Genomic DNA, 23,305 nt, shown 5'->3' on the forward strand with positions numbered 1-23,305 from the left:
GTTGGCAAATACTTTCTTATCTGTTATAATGTTTGCAGTATGGTACAAGTAACACGTAAAGATCAGAAGGAAGCGAACGAAAACATCATTCGTCGTTTCAACCGTAGGGTTTTACAGAGCGGCGTTTTGGCTCGCGCTAAAAATGTTATGCGCTTTGAGAAACCAATTTCAAAGGCCGAGCGCCGTAAAAAGGCAATCGTTCGTCGCGAACGCCGAGCTGAGAAAACAGCAAAAATGCGCCTGGGAGTGCGTTAATGTCAGCGCTAAAAGCGCGCATCACTGATGAAATGAAAGCCGCTCTTCTAGGGCGGCATCGTTTTCGTGGGGATGTGTTGCGCAATGTCAAAGCAGCAATTTTGAACGAGGAAGTGTCACTAGGCAAGCGTGACGAGGGCCTGAATGACGCCGAAGTTGAAAAAGTTCTGGCTCGTGAAGTGAAAAAACGCATTGAGAGCGCGGAACTTTACCGCAGTAATGGTCGTGCGGAATTGGCGGAGCCTGAGGAACAAGAAGCGGAAATTTTGCGAGAATTTTTGCCAGAACAGTTGAGCGAAGCAGAGCTTGTGGCGATCGTTGAAGATGCTGTGGCAAGTATGGATGACGTTTCCATGCAAAAGATGGGCCAAGTTATTGGCGCAGTGAAACAGAAGGTTGGCAATGCTGCTGATGGTGCGTTGATCGCAAAAATTGTTAAAGAAAAACTGACAAAATAGGAGGAAATATGATTATCTTTTTTGGGCCGGCTGGTGCTGGTAAGAGTGTGCAGGGGCAGATTTTAGCGGCGCGACACGGTTGGCGCTGGCTGAGCGCGGGGCAACTACTGCGTGACACGCACGATGGCGAATTGATTCATCGTATGCAATCTGGTGAATTAGTGCCGGTGGAGATTATCAATGGTCTGATGGGCGAGGCTTTAAATAAGGCCAAGGACATCAACGGTGTCATTTTGGACGGTTATCCACGTCAGTTGGAGCAGGCGAAGTGGCTGATTGAGTCGCGGCCGCATCACGGTCAGGACGTCAAATTAGTGATCGTGCTGGAAGTGCCGCGAGATGAGATCCTGGAGCGCTTGCGAGTGCGTGGTCGTGTTGATGATACGCCAGAGGCAATTGATAAGCGACTCAGTATTTACCGGGGCGAAATTTATCCAATCTTGGACTATTTGAACGACAATAATATCCCAATCATCCATATGAGCGGTGTGGGTACAGTAGGACAGGTTCATGATGAAATTGAAAAAGAGCTGGTTAGTCGCGGAATCGTTGAGGGCGCCAAATGAGCCAATTGATCACTGGTGAAAAAACACCACAACAGATGAAGGATATGCACGAATGTGGGCGGATGCTGGCGACGATTTATGATGAACTGCATCAGCGGGTAACGGCTGGCATGAGCGAGTTGGATGTCAATGAGTTTGTGGCTAGGCGAATCAAGGATTTTGGTGCGGAAGCGACGTATTTGACAGATGGAGTGAAGTTCCCAGGGGTGATCTGCGTGTCGACCAATGAGCAATTGGTGCACTCATTCCCGACAGACTATGTGTTTGAGAAAGGTGACGTGGTGAGTTTTGACTTGGTGATCGGCTACCACGGTATGAAAACCGATAGTGCGTTTACTATGGTAGTTGACGAAGAGCCGCGTGGTGCTAAAAAGCATTTACTGCACGCAACGGAACAGAGTTTGTACGCGGGAATTGATGCGATTTCTGGCAATGGGACACGAGTTGGTGATATCTCAGCAGCTATTGAAGCGGTGTTAAAGAAGGCCAAATTGGGCATCATTCGCGAGCTGGTTGGTCACGGCGTGGGACTGAGTATGCATATGGATCCAGAAATTCCAAATTATGGTCAGCGCGGTACTGGTCCGGTGTTGCACGCTGGTGATACAATCGCTATCGAGCCGATGGCCAGCCTTGGCGGTGAGAAAATTGTTACTGATACTGATGGTTGGACGATTAGCATGAAGGACGGTAGTCTGGGGGCACACTTCGAGCACACCGTACTGATTACGGAAACGGGTGCGGAGATTATCACGAAACTTTAATTGTTAATCTGACTCTAAAGGTTCATTGTCAAAGTCTATTTCAGCAACCAAATAATGTGGCTGAATACGGAAATCTCCGCCGCCCCAACCGCCGGCGTGTCGGACTAATCCGTGCTCAGCTAGCCAGTCATTGTCAGTTTTTTGGGTGCAATTCAGCGCATCCATCTTATTTCTTAGTTCGCGCTGCTCAATGCCGCCACTATATACTTCAACGTAGAAAAAAACTTTATTCTTACCGCACTCTTTATAGCCGATGTTATTTTTTAAGTCGGTGTCTTTTTTGGGGCCGTTTTTCAGGGAGTTTAATAGGTCGTTAGGGAGATAATTGGCTTTATGCATGGCTAGGCCAATTCCGCCACCACTGTATGCTTTTACTCCCAGGTCGTCCCATCCGCCACCTGGGCTGTCATAAAATCTAGTGCTTTTATAATGTCTCAGTGGGACTTTATTACCGCCAGCGACATATGCTTTAAAGGCAGTTTCAACTTGATGAAGTGTTTCCTTGGCCGTAGCATCGTAAGCGTTTTCCCTTAATTTGGAGTATGAAACGACAGAAATGACCGAGACGATGCCAATAATACAGATCGCCATAATAATCTCAACGATAGTAAAACCGCTTGTGCTTTTCATCGAAGCTATTGTAGCAAAAATATTTTTTATGAGCAACGCGGTAATTGGCTTGCCAAACTATAGCCATAACCTGTATAATGAAGCTCATGCAGGAGCAATCTCGATATGTGGTAGGAATTGATATTGGTACGAAAAATGTGCGCTGTGTTGTGGGCTATGCTGATGCAGAGAGCGGCGTGCCAAAAATTGTTGGCGTTAGTGAGGCACCAAATAGTGGCATGCGAAAAGGTGTGGTGACTAATTTAGCTGGTCCGGCTGAAGCAATAGACAAGGCTTTGGAGTCGGCCGAACGGATGAGTGGACACCAGGTTGATGCAGCGACCGTAAGTATCAATGGCTCTCATTTATTGAGCACCAAGGCCGATGGTATGATTACTGTCGGTACGGTTAGTAATGAGGTTACGACAGATGATGTTTTACGCCTAGAGGAGGTGGCGACAACAGGAAAAGTACCGCAAAATCGAGAAATTTTAGAGATTGTTGCGCACTCATATAGGCTTGATGGGCAGGATAATATCAAAGATCCTGTTGGCATGACCGGTGCGCGATTAGAAATTAAAGCTAATGTGGTGTCTGGTTTGGTACCTCATATTACAAATTTACAGAAATCTGCAGAAATGGCGAAGGTTGATTTGTCGTCGGTTGTCCCGTCGGTGTTGGCGGCAGCTCAGGCTGTATTGACAGAGAGTCAGCGTGAAAATGGTGTTGCGGTAATAGATTTTGGTGCGGCAACTACTGGTGTTGCTATTTATGAAGAGGGAGATTTACAACATTTGGCGGTAATCCCGATGGGTGGACAGAATGTAACTAATGATTTGGCTATTGGGCTGCGGACAGACCCAGAGGTAGCGGAGGTTGTCAAATTGGCGCATGCTCGATTTGGTGGTGAAGCTTTGGGCGAAATTGAGATTAAGATTGCAAAGCAGAATTATAAATTCAATCAAGAAGAGATTGATGAGATTATTCAGGCGCGTTATGAGGAGATTTTTGAAGCAATTGCCAAAGAACTGAAGCGTGCTGGACGACTAGGGAAACTACCGAGCGGTGTTGTCCTGGTTGGTGGTGCAGCAAAGGTTAAGGGCTTGGTAGATTTTGCAAAGGATCAGTTGAGTGTGGCGGCGTGCCTGGGTAAGCCTTCGGGCTATAGTGGCGCTAGCGATGAGGTAAAGGGCACAGAATTCTCAGCGGCTGTCGGACTAATGCTACTTGATTCTATGGACGTGTCACAATACGCAAAATCATTAGCTGGTGCGCGTGACGTCACTAAGAAAGCTGGTGGTTTTTTGAAAAATATTTTTGCCAGATTTAAATAAATGGTATACTGAGTGTAAGGATTAAGAGAGGGGATATATGCCGCAAATACAACCAAGTGAAGTTCAAACATTTGCCAGTATAAAAGTCGTCGGTGTTGGCGGCGCTGGTGGTTCAGCTATCAATCGAATGAAAGATGCTGGTTTGAATGGCGTGCAATTTATTGCCATGAACACTGATGCTCAGGCGCTGCATAATTCAAAAGCTGACATAAAAATTCATCTTGGTCATGACGTAACTAATGGTCTGGGTGCTGGTGCTGACCCGACTGTCGGTGAGGCGGCCGCTAATGAATCTCGTGAGGAAATTAAAAAGTCCCTAGAGGGTGCCGACATGGTGTTTGTGACTATCGGTGCTGGTGGTGGAACTGGTTCCGGTGCTGGTTATGTTGTGGCGGAAGTAGCTCGAGAGCTGGGTATTTTGGTGGTTGGTGTGGCGACGCGACCATTTAGTTTTGAGGGCGAAAAACGCCGGGTAAATGCTGATTGGGCAATTTCTCACTTGGGTCGAGAAGTCGATACCTTGATTACTATTCCAAATGACAGGCTGTTGCAAACAATTGACCGCCGAACGCCGCTTTTGGAGACGTTTAAAATTGCTGATGACGTCTTGAGGCAGGGTGTGCAGGGTATTTCTGAATTGATTACCGAGCACGGTTTAATTAACCTAGACTTTGCTGACGTGAAAGCGATTATGAGCAACGCTGGTTCAGCCCTAATGGGAATTGGGCGGGCAAGTGGTGATGATAGGGCAGTCCAGGCGGCGCAACAGGCAATCGAGAGTCCACTGATCGAGGTGTCAATTGATGGCGCTAAGGGTGTGCTGTTCAATGTGACGGGTGGCTATGATATGAGTATGGCAGAAATCCAAGAAGCAGCAGAAATTATTACTAGTGCTGTTAGTCCAAATGCCAACATCATCTTTGGTGCGACATTGAAGCCAGAGATGGAAGATGAATTGGTGATTACGGTAATTGCTACGGGATTTGACAGTGATACATTTCATCAGCAGGACGTCAGTTTGACGGTTGGTGAAACTACGTCGCATGCCGAGGAAGAAGTTGATGAAGAGATGGTTAAGAATATTGATCTGGAATTAGATAAGGAAGAAGCGGCTGAAAAGTTTGCGGCTGAGCCAGAGACGAATATGTGGGACGCACCAGCTACTGAAGTTGAAGACGAAGAAGATGACACCCCAGCTTTCCTGAGACGACGAAAGAAGAATAAGGAGTAAATAAAATGGTGTTTAACATTGGCAATAGTCGCGTTATTGAGTCGCGGGAAGTTTCTGATGGTGCGGCAATTCGGCGGCGCCGAGAAGCTCCGGACGGTAAGCGATTTACAACGTATGAAAGAATTGAAAAACCAAACCTGGCCGTTATTAAGAAAAATGGCGATCGTGAGTTGTTCGATCGAGTAAAATTGGCAAATTCAACACGTCGTTCAGTTGGAAAATTTTTCAAGTCAGATGAGGAAGTCGACAATATTATTACGGCAGTTGAGGATTCTCTATATGCCCTAGGCGAGTCGGAAGTTACTTCAAAGCAGATTGGTGATCAAGTCCTTGATGAATTAGCTGTTCGTAATGAAGTGGCGTATATTCGTTTTGCCAGTGTTTTTTATGAGTTTAAGACATTGGATGATTTCGTGGAGATCTTAGCCAAGCGCCGAGAGAAAGATAAGCAGGGTTTATAGATGCGTATAGTTGTGGTTTACCGATCAGAGAGCGATCATGCGCGTGAAGTCACTGACTTTTTGCGTGATTTTAGCCGACAGACAGGCGAGGTTTTAGAGGAGATGAATCCTGATTCTAGGGAGGGTAATAATTTTTGTGAAGTATATGATATTGTGGAGTACCCAACGATTATTGCGCTGAGTAATAGCGGACAGATGCAAAATATGTGGCGTGGTCGGCCTTTACCGACAATCAGCGAGGTGAGTTTTTATGTTCAATAAAATTCGAAATTGGTTTTTTCACGAGGATTTAAAACGACAAAATTTGGCAGCGTTTATCATGCTTATAGGTAGTGCTTTGGGGCTGCTGGCGTCTTTTATGTTGTCTATCGAGGCACTTATATTAGCAAAGAATTCTCATGCAGTGCTGAGCTGTGACCTTAACTCAGTATTAAGCTGTTCAACGGTAGCCAGCCATTGGTCGGCAACTATTTTAGGATTTCCAAACAGCTTCATTGGTGTGATGACTCTGCCTGTTATGGTGACGATTGCCGTGGCGTTACTTGCGGGCGCGAAGTTCCCGAAGTGGTTCATGCAGGCGGCGCAAGCTGGAGCGATAGCGGGGATGGTTTTTGCTGCCTGGATGTTTTATATGAGCTACATTGAAATTGGCGCGCTGTGTCCATGGTGTTTGACGCTTGACGTGGGGATGACGCTAATCTTCTTCGGATTAACACGTTATAATATTTTGCGGAAAAATATTTCTTGGCGGGGTGCGCAGAAATTTGTTAGTGGTGGATATGATGCGCTTATTGCTGTATCTGTAATTGTTTTAGTCGTTGTAGCAATAATCGCTAAGTTTGGCGGACAGCTGTTCTAAAGAGTCATTGTTTTATCTAAAAAGCTTATGTTATACTTGATGATGAGTAATCATAGGGTAGGGCTCAATTAAGAACAATAGAGCATGATAAAAAATAAGAAGTCATTATTAATTAAAAATAGGCGCCGAACGGGATATTATTTTACTTTTGGTGGTATTATTGCCGTTTTTGCGGTCATGAGCTTCATTTTTGTGACATCGCAGCAGAGCCATGCGACAATTCCAGCGGGCGGTAAACAGAATGAAATTGGTCAAGTCTCATATCGCTTTTACAGTCCGTCAAATTCAGCTAATCCAGGAGCTCCATTAGCTGGTACTAATACTCAGGCCATATTGTCAAAGCCTGGTGCTGATTTTCGTTTGAGAGTTGGCGTGCAAAATAAAGGACTGTTTACAAAAAGCCTGGCAGCGGTTGGCGAAGGACATAACCACGGTTGTGCTATCTTGTCAGATAATAAGGCTTATTGTTGGGGAGAGGATGCTTGGGGGGCGCTTGGCACTAACTCAACTTCCGATTCGAGCACTCCGACGCCTATTTATACTGACGGCGACTTAAGTGGTAAAGCTATTAAGCAGATTGCTACTGGAGATTGGCATTCTTGTGCAATTGCTTCTGATAACAGAGTGTATTGCTGGGGTTATGGAAGCAATGGAGAGCTAGGAAATGGGACTTATAACCAGGCTAATGCACCGGTGGCCGTTAGTACTTCGGGGGTGATGTCAGGTAAAAATATTACGCAAATTGCCACAGGATTTAATCATAACTGTGCACTAGACTCCGATGGTAAAATCTATTGCTGGGGGCAGAATGCTTATGGTGAGCTAGGTAATAATTCAACGACCATATCTAATGTGCCAGTAGCTACTTCCATGAATGATTTTGGAGGGCGACGAGTTAAGCAGATTATTGCGGGATTTTTCTACTCGTGCGCCTTAACGACTGACGGCTCGGTATTTTGTTGGGGTACTACTGAAAATGGTCGGATTGGTACCGGTCAAACTAGCGGCTATTCTGCGCGGCCGGTACAGATAAGCTTTGGCGGCAAGAAGGTTGAGTCAATTTCTGGACATGCCACTCATGCTTGTGCTGTAATTTCGGGTTCCCAAGGATTGTATTGCTGGGGAAAAAATAATAGGGGACAGATTGGCAATGGGTCAACTACGGACAGCCATGCTCCTTCACCTGCCTCGGTAAGTGGAATTCTTGGTGGCGGAAAGACGATTAGACGGGTAAAAGCTAACTACGAGCATACTTGTGTATTGATTAGCAACGGAGATGTTTACTGTTGGGGAGCCGGCGACAAGGGACAGTTAGGCAATGGGTCAACCTCAGATTCGACGTCACCGGTAAAAGTCAACATGCCATCAATAACCGCTGACAATACTATAAGTGATATAGCTAGTGGTAGTAATTACTCTTGTGCTTTAACGACTAGAGGCTATGTTTACTGTTGGGGCGAGAACTCACATTATCAATTGGGTAATAGCTTGTCGTCTAATGCGCTAACGCCTACGTCGTTATCAACTCCAGGGCGAACCATCGGGGACTCAGCAATTAAATTACGTGCCGAATATGCAAAAAAAGGTAGTGCGGTAACATGTTCGGCAGTTAATGGTGCGGCTTGGCAGCCGATTAATGGAGCGGCAAAACTTAGGTACGCCACAAGCGGTCCAGCAGATGGTACAGCTATAACTAAGATTTCAGATGATCCGACGTTACCGGAAGATACTGTCGGTACGCGCCCGCAGACGATTGTCAGAAAGAATAGTCCTTGGACAACGTTTGCGAATACCCAAGATATAGCTGCCGGCGAAGTAGGGGTTTGGGATTTGATGCTGGTTGATAGGGGTCTTGATAGGAATGAAAATTATTGTGTTCGCTTAGTCACAGACACTACCGCTGCGCCGGGTACCAGTGTTGATACATATGAGGTGTATCCAGAGTTTAAGACGGCTCCTGGGTCGTTGGATCTTCGTTTTGCAAACAGTGCGGGAACAACAGTGGTTAATCCAACTGCGAGATTTACTAATGCGACCACGAGTAGAAACAGTGTAATCACGGGCGCTTATCTGTCTGACACTAGTTCAAAGCAAATTGAGGTGGTTAATACGCAGACTGATGCTGGATGGAGTGTGGTATTATCAGCTTCTAATGGGTCGACTGCTCGCTGGCAGCAATCAGGTGGCACGAAGTCCTACATGTTCAATGGCAATAGTGACACCCAAGGGTTCTTGTCGGTTAAGTTTGCGGCGGCCTATGTCGTCACGTCGGCGTCGGGTCGTTCATTGAGTGGGTCGTGGTGTAACACTAGTGGTGTACAAAAGGGTTCTGATTTGCAATTCCAAGCAGGAGGAGCAAATGCAAATAGTATTACGCTGATGAGTAGCAGTAGCTCAACCGATCAGCTGGGCTGTGCATTTTTATTGCGTAATGTTAGGCTGAACCAGACTATTCCGGCATATCAGAGTCCTGGCGTGTATAATTTACCAATGACATTAACGGTGACGGCGCAGTAGGGGTATGATGAGCAGAGTAAAAAAAATATTCACTACTATCACACTACTTGTTGCAATGAGTATTTCTTCGCCGGTTTTTGCGACTGCAGATTCGACGTTGTCGCAGGTGATTCGGGATATTGATTGTACGCACACTACGCTGGAGAGTGGTAATCAATTAAATCATCCTGATTGTCAAATCTTTGCACCAAAGTTTATGAAGCTTGATTTGGTGGATAAGAAACATCCAGTTTTATATGGTGTATATGACGCGGTCCATACAATCACTAATCCCGCAACAGGCCAACATGATCTGGTGGTGGAGTTTAATGGGCGGACGTTTGTATTAGGGCGAGATAGCGAACTTCGGGTGAATGGTAACGTTTGGACATTAGATTTCTCAAATTGGCAAAACGACCATCCGGGGGATAATTTTACGCCACTAGCCCCAGGCCATACTTATAATGGGCGAGCTACGGCCAAAATGAGGGCTAACCCTTTATCACCAGAGGTAACTCAGTTTGCTGATTTTTCAGTCACTATTCCAAAACAAAGCATTGGAGAGATCTTCGCCGTTCCAAATATAGTTAAAAAAGTTGGCCGAATTTTAGCAAGTACGGGCGTTAGTATGTGGCTGATGATTGCCATTAGTGTCACCGCAATTTTTGTAGCATCTATCCTGCTGTTGATTCATAAAAAAGAAAAGGAGCGGGATGGATGAAGAAATAAGCGTAATAATTTACGATAAACAAATTAAATTCACAAAACAAGGAGGGAAAATGAAGAAATTAAAATTATTGGCAGCTGTCGGATTTGGAGCAGTTAGTCTTGCCGGATTGGCTGGCTCTGCTGTTTATGCGGCGAATACCGCTAACTCTACTTTGACTCAAACAATTAATGCCGGCGCATTAAGTACTGATATCCGTAATTCAAGCAATGCGGTTGTCAGTAACCCAACATTTGCGATGGGTGCTGTGACATTGTCTACGTCAGCTCAGACCTCAACAGGCACGTTTGGTGAAAATGACAAGCGTATTTCTGTTGATAACCCTGGTGGTGCTAATAACGGCTGGACGCTGACTTTGAACGCAACCACTCCAGGTACTGGCAAATGGACAGACGGTGGCAAAAGCTACAAATATAACGGCACTGCCGCTGATGGTCGTCTAACGGTTGATCCATCAACTGGCACAGTTACTCCGGTAATTGGTACGGCTTTTCGTATCACTAAAGGTGGGCCAATGTCTTTTTCTGGTAGCAACCCAGTTACGCTAATGAGTGCTTCAGCGGATGCTGATACTGTCTGGAATGGCTACATCACAGGGGTTAGCTTGAAACAAGATATTCCAGCTGGTCAGAAAGCAGGTACATACACCTTGCCAATGACACAAACTGTTGCTGCTATCTAAATAGTTAAGACATTTATAAAAACGGGCACCACTGCGGATGTCCGTTTTTAATTTGCGTAAGACAGTAGTCATAAGCAGATTATCTTGGTATAATAGGTAGTATAGTTTGTAAGGAGGGTTATGAATAGTTTATTGTGGCGTAAAATAGTTGGAGCAGCTATTATTGTAGGGCTGATTTTACCCGCGTCAGTATCTGCTGCGGGAATTGGTGGTCGGCCAGCTAATCCAGATCCAAACAACCCGAGAACCCAATCAATTTTTATATACAATCTATCTGGCGGCGCCGCAAAATCCGATCAACTACATCTTCAGAATGGACTAGATGAAAAAGCAACGGTTGAGGTTTATGTGGTTGATGGCACGGTAACGGCGACTGGTGATATGACCTGCAAGCAAAAAGTAGAGGATAAGGTTGATGCTGGTAAATGGGTTAACATCCCTAAGCAGGAGATAACGCTTGAGGCAAAGGAGAATAAACTAGTCGATTTTACGGTTAAGGTCCCTAGTAAGGTGGATGTTGGTGAGCATAACGCCTGCATTGTCGTACAGCGTAAAAATACTCAACCTGTAGCAACGGGCGGAGTCCAGATACAAACCCGCCAGGCGATTCGCATGGCAATAGTTGTTCCTGGAGATATTCATCGCGATGTGACAATTGATAAATTTGATATCAAGAATGAAAACGGTAGTCAGTTGTATGAAATTGCACTGAAGAATTCTGGTAATGTATCTGCTGATGTCGATATTAAATTGGTAGTCAAGGATGCGGCAGGTAATGTTGTTTATAAGAATGGTGGCGTAAATGCAACGATTGCTAATGAAACACGTCAATTCCGCTATGAAAGTAAGCTGGCGCCTTTCTGGGGGGGTAAATATAAAGCAGAGCTCTCGATTTCTTACAAGAAAAAGGCTGGCGAATGGGGGATTGGTCAGAATAAGAGTGAACTAATAACGAAGGATATTGAGCCTAAAGAACTGTTTTTCTGGCCGTCAATTATGGCTTTGGCGATAATTGGTGGCGCCTTGTTGTTGGTTATTCTGCTATTGATTGGTCTTATTGTCACAATTAAGCGCCGTAAAAAATCAGTTAAATTTGGTAATCGTTAGTATTTTAGCAGGGTTGGAAATAAAAATATCTTGGGATTTTGGTAAAAACGCGCTACAATGTGAGTAGGGCGTTTTTGCGTGTGCTAGCTGCTGTGGCGGCGCGGCGAAATGAGCGGCTATCAACCGCGAAGTCTGCGGGAAGAAATCAGTGTGATTTTGGATCAGCTGAAATTAGACCCCGCCGCGAGCTTGCGTAAATAGCATAAGAAAGAGCTGAAAGAGTCACTTCTTTTGGAATCGAGATGGTACCGTCCGTTTGAAACACCTCCAGCGGATTCTCGAAGTCAAAAGAGGTGATTTTTATATTTAAATAAGGAGATACAATGAAATTCAAACATGGCACACGCCGCCGAGCGGCAGAATACGAGAAGGATTGGGTGCAGCGCTGGAAAGATAACCAGGTGTTTGATAAGTCGGTGGCGCAGCGGCCAGCGGATAACGCCTATGTCTTTTATGACGGTCCGCCGTTTATCACTGGTGTGCCACACCACGGCACGCTACTAAGCTCAATCGTCAAGGACGCCGTGCCGCGCTACTGGACGATGAAAGGCAAGCGTGTGGAGCGCCGCTGGGGCTGGGACTGTCATGGGCTGCCGGCGGAGAATTTCGTCGAAAAGCAGCTGAATATCGTGGATCGGCGGCAGATTGTGACGAGTAGCGACCAGCCAGCACCGCTGGATAAAGACGGTCAGCCACTGCCGACCATCAGCCTGGAAAAATACATCACCAAGGCGCGCGAAAGCATGGTAGCGAACAGCGAAACCTGGCAGGGCGTGATCGATCGAATCGGCCGTTGGGTAGACTTTACGGGTGCCTACCGCACTATGGACAAGGACTTTATGGAGAGCGTCTGGTGGGCCTTCAAGCAGCTATACGAGGCTGGCAAAATCTATGAAGGCGAAAAGGTGCTGATGTACGACACCAAGTTTGCTACCCCTGTCAGCAAGGCCGAAGTGACCATGGACAACGACGCCTACCAAACGGTGACCGACCCGAGTGTGTATGTGAAGTTTAAGTTGCCTGATGAAGATGTTGCTGTTTTGGCTTGGACGACTACGCCATGGACGCTGCCAGCTAACTTGATGTTGGCCGTCAATCCAGAGATGACGTATTGCGAAGTGTTGGTGGGGGGTGAGAAGCTCATCATCGCCGAGGAGGCCTTGGGGCGTGTCTTGCAGGACGAAAAACACCAGCCGCTTGATTACAAAGTATTGCGCAAATTCCCCGGTAGCGAATTGGTGGGTAAAACCTACCAGCCGCTCGATACGGGCTCGAATTGGCCAGAGAATGACAAGATTCACACCATCTACGCGGCGGATTTCGTGTCGCACGAGTCGGGTACGGGTATCGTGCACATCGCACCGGCTTATGGTGAGGACGACTTTGAGCTGGCCAAGCGCCACGGCATTAGCGCCTTCCACATCATCGATGATAACGGCTACTACACCGATACCAATTACAAAGGCCTCGAGGTGTGGGACAATAACAAGTTCATCGCCAAAGACCTGAAAGAAAAGGGCGTGGTGTGGAAGATTGAGTACATTCGTCACGAATACCCGTTCAACCCGCGCAGCAAGCAGCGCATCATGTATCGGGCGATTCCGTCATGGTTTTTCGACATCCAGGGGCAAAAGCCGCTGATGCTGGAGCAGAACGAGCATATCAATTGGTTCCCGAGCCACCTGAAGCACGGTCGTTTTGCCAAAAATATCGAGCAGGCACCAGACTGGAACCTGAGCCGTGACCGCTTCTGGGCGACGGCTATGCCAGTGTGGAAGGGTGACCGCGGCACGGTCAAGGTGGTTGGCTCTTATGCAGAGTTGAAGGAGCTGAGCGGCGTGGAGCTGGATGATTACCATCGCCCGTGGGTGGATGACATTACTTTTGAAATCGACGGCGAAACGTTTACCCGCATTGATAAGGTACTGGACTGTTGGTTTGAGAGCGGTAGTATGCCGTTTGCCCAGCTACATTATCCGTTTGAAAACCAGGCCAAGTTTGAGCAGAATTACCCGGCGGATTTCATCGTTGAGTACATCGGTCAGGTGCGAGCGTGGTTCTACTACGTGCACGCTGTCAATGCTGCCTTGGCAGAAATCGGTGCCTTTGGTGAGGCAGGCGTGCAGCATAAAAATGCCTACAGCAATGTCATCACCACTGGTGTGGTTGCGGGCAATGATGGCCGTAAGATGAGTAAGTCGCTTGGTAACTTTACTGATCCGAACGAGCTGATGAATAAGTTCAGTGCTGATTCCTTGCGCTTCCTGCTGCTGAGTAGTCCGCTACTCAACGGCGAAGACTTTGCTTTGCACGACAAAGACGTTGGTGACGTGGCACGTAAACTCAGTATGATTTGGAATATGTATGATTTCTTCACCATGTACGCGGAGGTTGATGGCTGGGAATTTAATGGCGAATTGAAAGATCCGCTGAGCGAGTTGACTAATCCGCTTGATATCTGGATCATCAGTCGGTTGCATCAGCTGGTGGCAGAAGTTGAGTGTCACATGGATACCTACAATATTCCTGATGCGCTGAGCCCGATTTTGCCATTCCTTGATGATGCCAGCAACTGGTATGTTCGTCGTAGTCGCCGCCGCTTCTGGAAGTCGGAGGATGATGGCGATAAGAACGATGCTTACCGGACGCTGCACTACGTGCTGGTGCGCTTGAGCTACATTTTGGCGCCATTTACACCGTTTTTGGCCGAGGAGTTGTATCACAATTTGACAGGTGATGACGAATCGATTCATTTGAAGGATTGGTTGCCAGCAGGTGAAATCAATAGGGCGATATTGCGTGACATGAATGCCTTGCGCGTTGCCGTCAATGACGGTTTGTCGAAGCGCGCCGCAGCTGGAATTAAGGTTCGTCAGCCACTGGCTTCCGCTAAACTTGTCAGCACTATTTCTCAGAATACGCCAGAGGAAGTTGTTCAGTTCTTTGTTGATATTGCGCGAGACGAATTGAACGTTAAATCAGTAGAAGTTTCCACCAGATCAGAGTTTGAGTTTAATGAACCATCAGCACAGCCAAGTGTTGTCTATGATTTCGTCATTACTCCTGAACTGAAGCGTGAAGGATTGGTACGTGAGATTATTCGCCACGTCCAGAGCGCGCGTAAGAAAGCGGGGCTGCAGGTAGACGATCGGATTGAGCTTGCTATTTTTAGTGCGGATACAGAAATTACTCAAGCCATCAACATGCTTGCCGAAGTTATTACTGCCGAGACATTGGCTGTAAAATTAGACTCTACGGTAAATGATGCGGAAAAATATGACGTTAAAATTGACGATAAAATGGTAGCAATATCATTGCAAAAGGCTAAATAAGCTTAAGTCTGTCAATTGAAATAAGTAGCCTCCTTAGCGTAAGAGGCTACTTTATTGACTTTTTATAATATTTATGTTAATATTGTAATCAGTTATAAGTAAAGATAAAAATTATGCAAAATTTATTTAATAAATTATTTGGTCGTAAAGTAGGATTTTTGCCGGTTGATCCACTTGCTGATGGTCTTGCCGAGGAAATTATCAAGGAGCAGCAGGAGCCGCAGGCAATTCATTTGGATGTCGATGATATAGAGGATATTCGTCAATTCTGGTCTCGTGTTGGTAGTGGTTATGATGACTATGGTTTATAATTAGCCTATAGATGATGAGTATACTTATAAAGAGTTGAAGATATGGGAGGTAAGTGTGATCACTAAAGCTATCATTCCAGTTGCCGGTTGGGGTACGCGGATGCTGCCGATTACCAAATCAATCGAAAAGTGTATGCTACCGGTGGGGACGCGACCGGTGGTTGATTATATCGTGCAAGATATTGTTCGGGCGGGCGTGAAGGATATTTATTTCGTGGTCGGTGAGCAGAGCACTCAGGTGCAGAGTTATTATCGGTCAAATATTCAGCTGAACGATTATTTGCGGCGCGCTGGTAAACAGGACAAATTAGCTCTGGTAGCGCCGCTCCGTGACGTGCGAATACATTTTTTAACCCAGCCAAGTACTGGGGGTTATGGCACGAGCATCCCGGTGGGATTGGCGAGTGAATTTATTGAACCGGGTGAGTCGGCATTTGTGGTTATGGGTGACCAATTCTTTTGGCGCAGTGATGGCGGTTCAAATGCGGCCGATCTGGCGGAATTGGTGGAGGCTCGCAGCTTGTCGGCTGGTTTGTTGGGTAATCCTGTTGAGGAGGCGTTTATCCCGCAGACGGGTATCATCAAAACTGACGAGCAGGGCAATTTTGTCCGCATCATTGAGAAGCCAAAGCTAGAAGAAGCGCCAAGTAACCTCAGCAATTCAAGCTTTTACGTTCTCAACAAAGAAATTTTCGAACTGGCACGGACATTGCCTGCCAATCCACAGCGCGGCGAGTTTGAGCTGACTGACGCCATCAACGCGTATATTGCCAGTGGTGGCGTCATCGCGGTGGGCGAGGCTAAGGGTGACTATATGGAGTGCGGTTCGCCCAGCGGCTGGCTGCGCGCCAATAACGCCATGGCTGAGCTGCAGAAAAACTAGTTGCATGTATCGTCTGTCTCTGTTATAATTGGTCACTGATAGTAAATATATATTAAGGAACGAAATGAAAGCAGTCGTAAAAATCTCTGGCAAACAGTATATTGTCAGCGAAAAAGAGTCCCTCTTGGTGGATCTCCTCCCTGAAGGCACAAAAGAACTCACTCTCGACGCACTTTTAGTGATTGATGGTGATAAAACAAAAGTCGGTACGCCAACGGTGAAGGGCGCGGTAGTGAAGGCGAAGGTCGTTGAGGCGGAAGTTAAGGGCGACAAGATTCGCGTTATCCGCTACAAGAGCAAAAAACGCGTTCACAAAGAAACTGGTCATCGCCAGAAGTACACCAAGATTCAGATTACGTCAATCAAATAATTGAAAGAGCCGCTTCCATCAGAGAAGCGGTTTTTTGGTGTCTGTTATTTCTGTTTTGCTCATGCTATAATTAGGGCAGGTAAAAAGGGGAACGAATGACAAAAATCATTGCGGTGACAAATCAAAAAGGTGGCGTCGGTAAAACAACGACGTCGATTAACGTAGCATATTTTTTGGCAAAAGCTGGTAAGAAGACTCTGTTAGTGGATTTTGACCCTCAGGGCAATGCAACCAGTGGTCTGGGGATTGATAAGCAGAATCTGGGCGCAACGATATCTGAGGTGATTATGCGGCAAATTGATTTGGCGAATATTGTCCTGCCGACCGAATATAAAAATCTGTCGATTGCACCAGCCACGCCTCACCTGGCAAATACAGAAGTTGAACTGGCCCAGGCGGAAGGTAGGTTTATTCGTTTGCGTGAGGCGCTGAAAAAAGCAACAGACTATGATTATATCATTATTGATAGTCCGCCGAGTCTGAGCCTGTTAACCGTTAATGGCATGATTGCCGCTAATTACGTACTGCTGCCAGTTCAGGCGGAGTTTTATGCGCTGGAGGGCTTGGGGCAACTACTTGAAAGTATGAAATTGATAAAGAAGGGGCTTAATCCACCTTTGGAATTATTGGGTGTTTTGCTGACGATGATGGACTCCAGGACTACACTATCTGGGCAGGTTCACGCGGAAATTAAGAAGTATTTTCCAGATAAAATTTTTAAGAATAACATTCCGCGAAATATTCGTTTGGCAGAGGCGCCTAGCCACGGCGCGCCAGTCGGAGCATATGATCGATTTTCAAAGGGTTCTCGCGCCTATAAAGCATTAACGAAGGAAATTATAGAGAGGGTGGAGCGATGAAAAAAGGTTTAGGTAGGGGTTTCGAGTCGTTGATCCCAACTAATTTGATTGACGAAACATTTGATCCGACAGCACAGCAGGACGAGAAGGTATCGCGCTTAAGAGATATTGCAATTGATAAAGTTGTTCCAGATCCAGATCAGCCGCGTCGCTTTTTTGATGAGACTGCCCTGAATGAGCTGGCAGAGTCGGTGCGTGAGCACGGTGTGGTCCAGCCAATTGTGGTGACGCCAAAGGGCGATAAATATTTGATTGTGGCGGGAGAAAGGCGCTGGCGTGCTGCTAATAAGGCCGGATTAACAGAGGTGCCTTGTATTGTTAGGAGCATGAACGACCAGAATCGTCTGGAGATTTCTTTGATTGAGAATTTGCAGCGGCACGATTTGAATGCTCTGGAGACGGCTACAGCTTATCAGAAATTACGTGACCAGTTTAACATGACTTTAGAGGAGATCGGCAAGCGTTTGGGCGGTAAGTCCATTAGCGCCGTCAGTAACACGCTGAGACTGCTGAAATTACCAAAGTCTGTACAGAAAGCACTATTTGAAGGAAGGCTGAATGAGGGCCAGGCTAGGCCGCTTATTGGTCTACCTGAAGAAGCGGCGGAAGACATTATGGAGCGGGCGATTCGTGAAGAATGGTCGGCGCGTCGGGTTGAGCAGGTGGTGACGCTGTGGAAGCAGGCTAAGGATAGTCCAATTGAGAATAAACGTCGTCCGGCGGATATGCCGCATGCGGACGCGGTGGCGAGCCTATCTAAGAGGTTTGGTACAGGTGTGAAGATCCGTACTAACGGACGTGGAGCGGGCCAGATTAGTATCAAATTTAAGGATGGTCTTGAGTTTGAACGAATACGAGAATTGCTTGAAAGATAGTTCTTATTGGTATTAGAAAGAGCGAATTTTATTGAAGGGGAATATCCGCAAACTAACGGGACCAACTATGTCATATAGGGGTATTGGTCCCATGCAGTTTCGGGAATCGCATGAATAGCTACCCTGTCGGTGGTCGCCCATAACGAACACGGTGCCGTCGGGCACGGTTGAATCAACATCGCCAGAAGTTGGTTGACCTGGCTCATTTTTATTAACAGAAGTGTCTGGATTGAAGCCATTAGGGTTTTCTTTATTGTAGACTGTCACTGTACCGTTTTTTACAGTAACGCGTTCGCTGGCAAAGGCGATTACACGCTTGACGATGTATTCATCCTTACCGGTCGAGGCGTTAAAATTAGGGTTCTTAAAAACAATAATCTCGCCGCGTTTGGGAATGTAGTTCTTATTCTGTAATTTTGAAGATGTAACTGGCAAGCGATTGACGATTAATCGGTCGCCAGTATACATGGTAGTTTCCATGCTGGCGCCTTCGACGTTAAATGTTTGAAACACAAATGTGTTCAATAAAATAGTGCCAATCACCACTCCTACAACGAAAATGACCATCCCTAGGCCATCTTGTAACTTTGGATGACGATCCATAAAAGTAGCGTCCATTGCTTTAATTATAAGCGTTTCGTGTGCTATAATCAATAGATATGAAATCACGCAAACAGTCGATGGACGGTTTTGTCACCGGACGGCCGCAGCGAGCTTCGTTGGGGGAAATTTCTAGTAAGAAAACGACCACAATCGGGCGTGTTAGTGATACCCAGGACAAGCCACGTGCTTTGAGTAATATTCAAGGTAATGTTCAACGTCCAGCTTCTGCTGCCAATAAATTAAAGCAGAATATTAGCGAATCATTGGCAGCTATTGATGAGAGCACCAAGCCATCACATCGACAGGAGCGGAAGCAAAAACGTAAGAAAAAGCTTATCGTGAGGGTTATTCTTGCAATTATTGGGATTATAATAGCGATTGTTGCTGGCTGGTTGCTCTTGAAGGTATGGCAAACAATGCACAGTGTATTTGGTAATGGTAATATCTTCGATCTATTCTCGCAGCAGAAATTAAAAGAGGATTCTTATGGACGAAGTAATGTGCTGATTCTCGGTACAACTGATGACGATCCAGATCATCCGGGTGCAACACTCACTGACTCGATGATGGTCCTTAGTGTTAATCAGACGAAAAAGGATGCTTACATGTTTAGTATTCCACGGGACCTATACGTTAAGTTTGGCATGGCATGTAATTCCGGCTATGCTGGTAAAATTAACGAATATTTTGGCTGTGTGAATAATAGCAATAGTCCAGAGGCCGAGACTGAGCGGATGGACAAAACAAAGAAATTTATTGGTGATATTTTTGGCATGGATATTCAATATGTGGCACATATCAATACAGCAGTGATTCGTGACGCGGTTAATGCGGTTGGTGGCGTTACGGTCAATGTGCAGAGTCGTGATCCGCGAGGAATTCTCGATCCAAGCATGGACTGGATGTGTCGCGCTAAGGAATTAAATGCTCAGCAGCGTCGTGCGCGTTGCCCAACTGGACATTATATGCAGCTGGCTAATGGTAGCCATGAGATGGACGGTGAAAAGGCTATGTGGTTTTCTAGAGCTCGTGGATTAGTGGCGCCGACATACGGCCTGGAACAGTCTAACTTTGACCGTGAGAAGAACCAGCAGTTGGTATTGATGGCTCTTAAGAGTAAGGCAACCTCTACTGGTACTTTAACAAACTTTGGTAAAGTGACTTCACTAATGGATGCTATGGGTAAGAATTTGCGTACCAATATAGATACGAAAGAGATTCGGACTATTATGAACCTGGCGTCAGAAATCAAAGAATCCGATATTCATCGGTTGAGCTTTGTGGAGTCAGATAATACATTGATGACAACTGGTACAGCAGGTGGTGCAAGTATAGTTCAACCAGCCGCAGGACTGTATGATTATAGCGATATTCGTGCTTATATAAAGTCAGAAATTTACTCCACGCCGCTATCCAAGGAAAAGGCGACGGTTGCTGTCTTGAACGGTAGCGGCATAAGTGGCGCTGCGCAGAAAGAGGCGGATAGACTGTCGGAGTTAGGTCTAAAAGTAGTTCATGTTGGCAACGCCCCGGGCAACGAGAAGTCGACAAAAACTCGCGTCTATCAATTGCCAGCCGGTAAAGAAAAATCTGCTACAAAATCGAAGTTTGAGGAAATGTATGGTTCAGTTTCGTCTGACTCTCCAAAATATAACCTAAGCGTTGACGCCCAGTTTATCGTTGTGGTGGGATCTGGATCGTAGTTTGGTATAATAGAAGGAGTTATGGAGTTACTAAAAACAGTTAAACGCAGGACATTTTGGAGTGAACTGGTTTACTATGTCTTAAATATTGGCTTGGCGGCGGTACTATTTGCTATCGCCCAAACTATTCAGTCGCCATATCCAGCATTAGCGCTTGTTGTCCTGAGTAAATGGCGCATAATCGCTGTACGGCCACGTTTTTGGTGGGCAAACATGCAGGCTAATTTGGTTGATCTAACTGTTGGTGTCGGCGTGGTTGGCTTGATGTATCTGTCTACGTCAAGTTTATATTTCCGAGCTTTCTTGGCAATACTCTACGCTATTTGGCTGATTGTAATTAAGCCAATGTCGAAGCGTTGGCAAGTGGCTTTGCAGTCGGCTGTCGCTATTTTTATTGGAGTTACCGCGCTAATGGCCGTGTCTTATGATTGGCCAGTTTCTGTGGTCGTTTTCTTGATGTTCTTAATCGGCTATAGCGCGGCGCGTCATTTCCTACACAGCTATGACGAGAGGCAAACTGTACTATTGTCTGCAATTTGGGGGGTCGTCTTTGCTGAATTGGGCTGGTTGGCTTATCATTGGACGTTTGTCTACGGTGGCTTGTTGTTTGGTGGCGTTCCGCAAATTACCATAATTTTACTGCTACTATCGCTCGTTACCAGCAAGGCCTATCAGTCGTATAAAAAGCATAAAATTGTTCGTTTTTCAGATATATCTGGGCCGGTAATTCTTACAATTGCTATTATATTCGTGATGTTTGCGTTTCTCAATTCGGTGACTATTTAATTGATAGGGAGGTGAAAATATATGCAAAATTCTGGCAAACAGAAGAGATTAGCCTTATGGTTGGTTGGTGGTGTGGTGGGCGCTGCCACACTGGTTAGTATAATATTCTTAACGAGTTGGATAACGCTTCAGCTGGCTAATCGTCTATCTCAAGACGTAAAGCATGACGGTAATTCAATAACAGTCAGCGATGGCGACGTCTCAAAAGTTGTTGATAAAGTTTCACCTAGTGTCGTTTCTATAGTTGTCTCTAGTGAGGATTCTGAGAAGATGGGCGCCGGGACTGGCGTTATTATTAGCGCTGATGGTTATGTTTTGACAAATAAGCATGTTGTTAAAAATTCTCAAAAAATTAGAGTAGTTACACATAATGGAGACCAATTTACTGATGTTTCATTAGTCGGTGTCGATCCACTTAATGACATTGCGTTTTTAAAAATTAAAGATGCTAAGAAGCTGCCAGTGGCGGAGCTTGGTAATTCTGGCACGGTAAAAGTTGGGCAAAAAGTTGTTGCCATCGGGAATTCTCTGGGGCAATATCAGAATACTGTGTCTAGCGGCATAATTTCCGGTAAAGGACGACCAGTTGTAGCAAGTTCTGACTCTAGGGGGGCTAAAACAGAAAGCTTGACTGACCTGTTGCAGACTGACGCGCCGATTAATCTTGGTAACTCTGGTGGGCCACTTATTAATATGGCAGGACAGGTGATTGGCATCAATACAGCTATTGCCTCTGACGCACAAAGCATCGGTTTTGCTATTCCAATTAACGCCGTAAAAGGCATGGTGAGAGGTGTTATAAGCGGCAATGGTGTCCAGAAGGCTTATCTGGGTGTCCGTTACGCATCTATTACGCCAGACATTCAGTCGGAATATAAGCTGCCGGTAAAATCTGGCGCTTACATCACTGGAGGGTCGGAGTCCACTATAGAAAAAGATGGTCCAGCTGATAAAGCTGGTATAAAAAGTGGTGATATTATCACTAAGATTAATGATAAAAATGTCGGTGATGATGGTAGCTTATCGACTTTAGTGTCTGAGTTTTTGCCAGGAGAGACAGTTAAAGTTACGGTTTTGCGCGGTAATAAAGAGCTGGTTTTAGATTTGGTTTTGGGCGCGTATAAGCCGCAGAGCTAGAATATAGTTAAGTCTTTTTTCTTCGTTGAACCCGTTTTTTATAGCAGTATCGATAATTCTATTGTGCTGGCAAGGGTCGGCCTCAATGAATAGTAGTCCACCTGAAGTGAGACACCTTGGTACCTGTGAGATTAATTCTAAGATAAGTTTAAGCCCTTCGTCCTCAGCAAAGAGGGCGAGTTCTGGCTCGTATTTGAGCTCTGGTGAAACGTCCCAATCCTTATCAACATAAGGTAGATTAGCAAAAATATAGTCAACTGGTCTAATTTGCCCATTAAGTAAAGACTGCTGCTGAATTGTGACGTCTGCTTTCAGTGCGTCGGCATTTTTTTTGGCAATTTTCAGAGCTGGTTTGCTAACATCGGACAAAATAACAGACAGGTTGTTCCTCTCTAGTTTGGCGGTTATTCCCAGACAGCCAGAACCAGTACCTACGTCAATGAGGGTTTTTTCAGTAATCTCACTAGCGGTCAATTCTAAGAATAAATAAATCAAATCTTCGGACTCTGGGCGGGGAATTAGAACTGATGGCGATACGGTAAATCTGCGGCCATAAAATTCTTTATAGCCCAGAATATAAGCGATTGGCACGCGGTCTAACCTCAGATCTAGTCTGGCATTGGCGATGTCAAGTCGCCTGGGATCGATTTTTTCGTCCAGGTGAGCGTGTAGGTAAGTGCGGTTTTTCCGCAAAGTGTTGGCTAATATCAATTCGGCGTCTAATCTGGCGGATGAAATACCGATATTCTTTAAGGACTTGGTGGCCACCTTTAGCCAATCAGAGATAGTCATATTGTTAATTATAACATATATCTATGGAATGTAAAAAGTAAAATGCTTGCAAAATTAAGGGCTAAGATTGTAGAAGATATTGACAAATAAAGCCAAAGATAGTA

25 protein-coding genes are annotated in these 23,305 nt (G+C 45.7%); 22 read left to right on the plus strand and 3 right to left on the minus strand.

Features of this window, described 5'->3' with window-relative positions; translation table 11 throughout:
* Window positions 1–39: 39 nt before the first annotated feature.
* From TM074_RS00770 to map, 4 genes are read left to right on the plus strand one after another with little or no spacing between them, the layout of a single operon-like run.
* Entirely contained in the window at window positions 40–255 is a 216-nt protein-coding gene (locus tag TM074_RS00770; RefSeq protein WP_010165525.1) for a 30S ribosomal protein S21, read from the plus strand.
* Window positions 255–713 (plus strand): GatB/YqeY domain-containing protein, encoded by a 459-nt coding sequence (locus TM074_RS00775; RefSeq protein ID WP_369000492.1) that lies wholly within the window; start codon window positions 255–257, stop codon window positions 711–713. The genes TM074_RS00770 and TM074_RS00775 overlap by 1 nt, the downstream gene beginning before the upstream one ends.
* A gap of 8 nt (window positions 714–721) precedes the next feature.
* On the plus strand, window positions 722–1,279 hold the full coding sequence (locus TM074_RS00780) for a nucleoside monophosphate kinase (protein ID WP_010165528.1): 558 nt from the start codon (window positions 722–724) through the stop codon (window positions 1,277–1,279).
* Window positions 1,276–2,043, plus strand: coding sequence for a type I methionyl aminopeptidase (gene map, locus TM074_RS00785; protein ID WP_369000493.1), 768 nt, complete (start codon window positions 1,276–1,278; stop codon window positions 2,041–2,043). The genes TM074_RS00780 and map overlap by 4 nt, the downstream gene beginning before the upstream one ends.
* A 3-nt stretch (window positions 2,044–2,046) precedes the next feature.
* Here the strand turns inward: map and TM074_RS00790 are convergent, their stop codons facing one another.
* The gene (locus TM074_RS00790) at window positions 2,047–2,673 is read right to left on the minus strand and encodes a prepilin-type N-terminal cleavage/methylation domain-containing protein (protein ID WP_369000494.1); all 627 of its coding nucleotides are present in this window, start codon (window positions 2,671–2,673) and stop codon (window positions 2,047–2,049) included.
* A gap of 86 nt (window positions 2,674–2,759) precedes the next feature.
* Here TM074_RS00790 and ftsA point away from each other — a divergent pair, with 86 nt between their 5' ends.
* The 15 genes from ftsA to TM074_RS00865 all read left to right on the plus strand — a co-directional run bounded on the left by ftsA (window position 2,760) and on the right by TM074_RS00865 (window position 18,180).
* The gene (ftsA, locus tag TM074_RS00795; RefSeq protein WP_369000495.1) at window positions 2,760–3,986 is read left to right on the plus strand and encodes a cell division protein FtsA; all 1,227 of its coding nucleotides are present in this window, start codon (window positions 2,760–2,762) and stop codon (window positions 3,984–3,986) included.
* 37 nt (window positions 3,987–4,023) lie between these two features.
* Window positions 4,024–5,217, plus strand: coding sequence for a cell division protein FtsZ (gene ftsZ / locus TM074_RS00800; protein WP_369000496.1), 1,194 nt, complete (start codon window positions 4,024–4,026; stop codon window positions 5,215–5,217).
* A 5-nt stretch (window positions 5,218–5,222) separates the two neighbouring features.
* Window positions 5,223–5,678, plus strand: coding sequence for a transcriptional regulator NrdR (nrdR, locus tag TM074_RS00805; RefSeq protein ID WP_369000497.1), 456 nt, complete (start codon window positions 5,223–5,225; stop codon window positions 5,676–5,678).
* Entirely contained in the window at window positions 5,679–5,939 is a 261-nt protein-coding gene (locus tag TM074_RS00810; protein ID WP_369000498.1) for a hypothetical protein, read from the plus strand. It begins immediately after the preceding gene.
* Entirely contained in the window at window positions 5,929–6,537 is a 609-nt protein-coding gene (locus tag TM074_RS00815) for a vitamin K epoxide reductase family protein (RefSeq protein WP_369000499.1), read from the plus strand. Before TM074_RS00810 ends, TM074_RS00815 begins: the two co-directional genes overlap by 11 nt.
* An 84-nt stretch (window positions 6,538–6,621) precedes the next feature.
* Window positions 6,622–9,054 (plus strand): RCC1 domain-containing protein, encoded by a 2,433-nt coding sequence (locus TM074_RS00820; RefSeq protein WP_369000500.1) that lies wholly within the window; start codon window positions 6,622–6,624, stop codon window positions 9,052–9,054.
* A 4-nt stretch (window positions 9,055–9,058) separates the two neighbouring features.
* Entirely contained in the window at window positions 9,059–9,754 is a 696-nt protein-coding gene (locus tag TM074_RS00825) for a hypothetical protein (RefSeq protein WP_369000501.1), read from the plus strand.
* Window positions 9,755–9,812: 58 nt separating this feature from the next.
* The gene (locus TM074_RS00830) at window positions 9,813–10,442 is read left to right on the plus strand and encodes a hypothetical protein (RefSeq protein ID WP_369000502.1); all 630 of its coding nucleotides are present in this window, start codon (window positions 9,813–9,815) and stop codon (window positions 10,440–10,442) included.
* Between the two features lie 120 nt (window positions 10,443–10,562).
* Window positions 10,563–11,549 carry a DUF916 domain-containing protein gene (locus TM074_RS00835; protein WP_369000503.1) on the plus strand — a complete coding sequence of 329 codons (987 nt, stop codon included), beginning with the start codon at window positions 10,563–10,565 and terminating at the stop codon, window positions 11,547–11,549.
* 323 nt (window positions 11,550–11,872) lie between these two features.
* Window positions 11,873–14,881, plus strand: coding sequence for an isoleucine--tRNA ligase (gene ileS / locus TM074_RS00840; RefSeq protein ID WP_369000504.1), 3,009 nt, complete (start codon window positions 11,873–11,875; stop codon window positions 14,879–14,881).
* A gap of 113 nt (window positions 14,882–14,994) precedes the next feature.
* Window positions 14,995–15,192: a hypothetical protein gene (locus tag TM074_RS00845; protein WP_369000505.1), complete on the plus strand. Its 198-nt coding sequence runs from the start codon at window positions 14,995–14,997 to the stop codon at window positions 15,190–15,192.
* Window positions 15,193–15,247: 55 nt separating this feature from the next.
* Window positions 15,248–16,075: a sugar phosphate nucleotidyltransferase gene (locus TM074_RS00850; protein WP_369000506.1), complete on the plus strand. Its 828-nt coding sequence runs from the start codon at window positions 15,248–15,250 to the stop codon at window positions 16,073–16,075.
* Window positions 16,076–16,139: 64 nt separating this feature from the next.
* Window positions 16,140–16,445 carry a 50S ribosomal protein L21 gene (gene rplU, locus TM074_RS00855; protein WP_039326959.1) on the plus strand — a complete coding sequence of 102 codons (306 nt, stop codon included), beginning with the start codon at window positions 16,140–16,142 and terminating at the stop codon, window positions 16,443–16,445.
* A 95-nt stretch (window positions 16,446–16,540) separates the two neighbouring features.
* Window positions 16,541–17,305, plus strand: a complete 765-nt coding sequence (locus tag TM074_RS00860) for a ParA family protein (RefSeq protein WP_369000507.1) — start codon at window positions 16,541–16,543, stop codon at window positions 17,303–17,305.
* Entirely contained in the window at window positions 17,302–18,180 is an 879-nt protein-coding gene (locus TM074_RS00865; RefSeq protein WP_369000508.1) for a ParB/RepB/Spo0J family partition protein, read from the plus strand. The genes TM074_RS00860 and TM074_RS00865 overlap by 4 nt, the downstream gene beginning before the upstream one ends.
* 12 nt (window positions 18,181–18,192) lie before the next feature.
* Here the strand turns inward: TM074_RS00865 and lepB are convergent, their stop codons facing one another.
* Entirely contained in the window at window positions 18,193–18,798 is a 606-nt protein-coding gene (lepB, locus tag TM074_RS00870) for a signal peptidase I (protein WP_369000509.1), read from the minus strand.
* Window positions 18,799–18,839: 41 nt separating this feature from the next.
* Between lepB and TM074_RS00875 the strand changes: the two genes are divergently transcribed.
* The 3 genes from TM074_RS00875 to TM074_RS00885 are packed head-to-tail and all read left to right on the plus strand — an operon-like array spanning window position 18,840 to window position 22,409.
* Window positions 18,840–20,486 (plus strand): LCP family protein, encoded by a 1,647-nt coding sequence (locus tag TM074_RS00875; protein ID WP_369000510.1) that lies wholly within the window; start codon window positions 18,840–18,842, stop codon window positions 20,484–20,486.
* Between the two features lie 21 nt (window positions 20,487–20,507).
* Window positions 20,508–21,272, plus strand: a complete 765-nt coding sequence (locus TM074_RS00880; protein ID WP_369000511.1) for a hypothetical protein — start codon at window positions 20,508–20,510, stop codon at window positions 21,270–21,272.
* Window positions 21,273–21,293: 21 nt separating this feature from the next.
* On the plus strand, window positions 21,294–22,409 hold the full coding sequence (locus TM074_RS00885) for a S1C family serine protease (RefSeq protein WP_369000512.1): 1,116 nt from the start codon (window positions 21,294–21,296) through the stop codon (window positions 22,407–22,409).
* On the opposite strand, the gene prmC is transcribed toward TM074_RS00885, so the two are convergent.
* Window positions 22,371–23,201: a peptide chain release factor N(5)-glutamine methyltransferase gene (prmC, locus tag TM074_RS00890; protein WP_369000513.1), complete on the minus strand. Its 831-nt coding sequence runs from the start codon at window positions 23,199–23,201 to the stop codon at window positions 22,371–22,373. The two genes, TM074_RS00885 and prmC, sit on opposite strands and share 39 nt — an antisense overlap.
* Window positions 23,202–23,305 lie beyond the last annotated feature (104 nt).

Source organism: Candidatus Nanosynbacter sp. TM7-074 (assembly GCF_041006295.1).
In the GTDB taxonomy this organism is placed as follows: Bacteria; Patescibacteriota; Saccharimonadia; order Saccharimonadales; family Saccharimonadaceae; genus Nanosynbacter.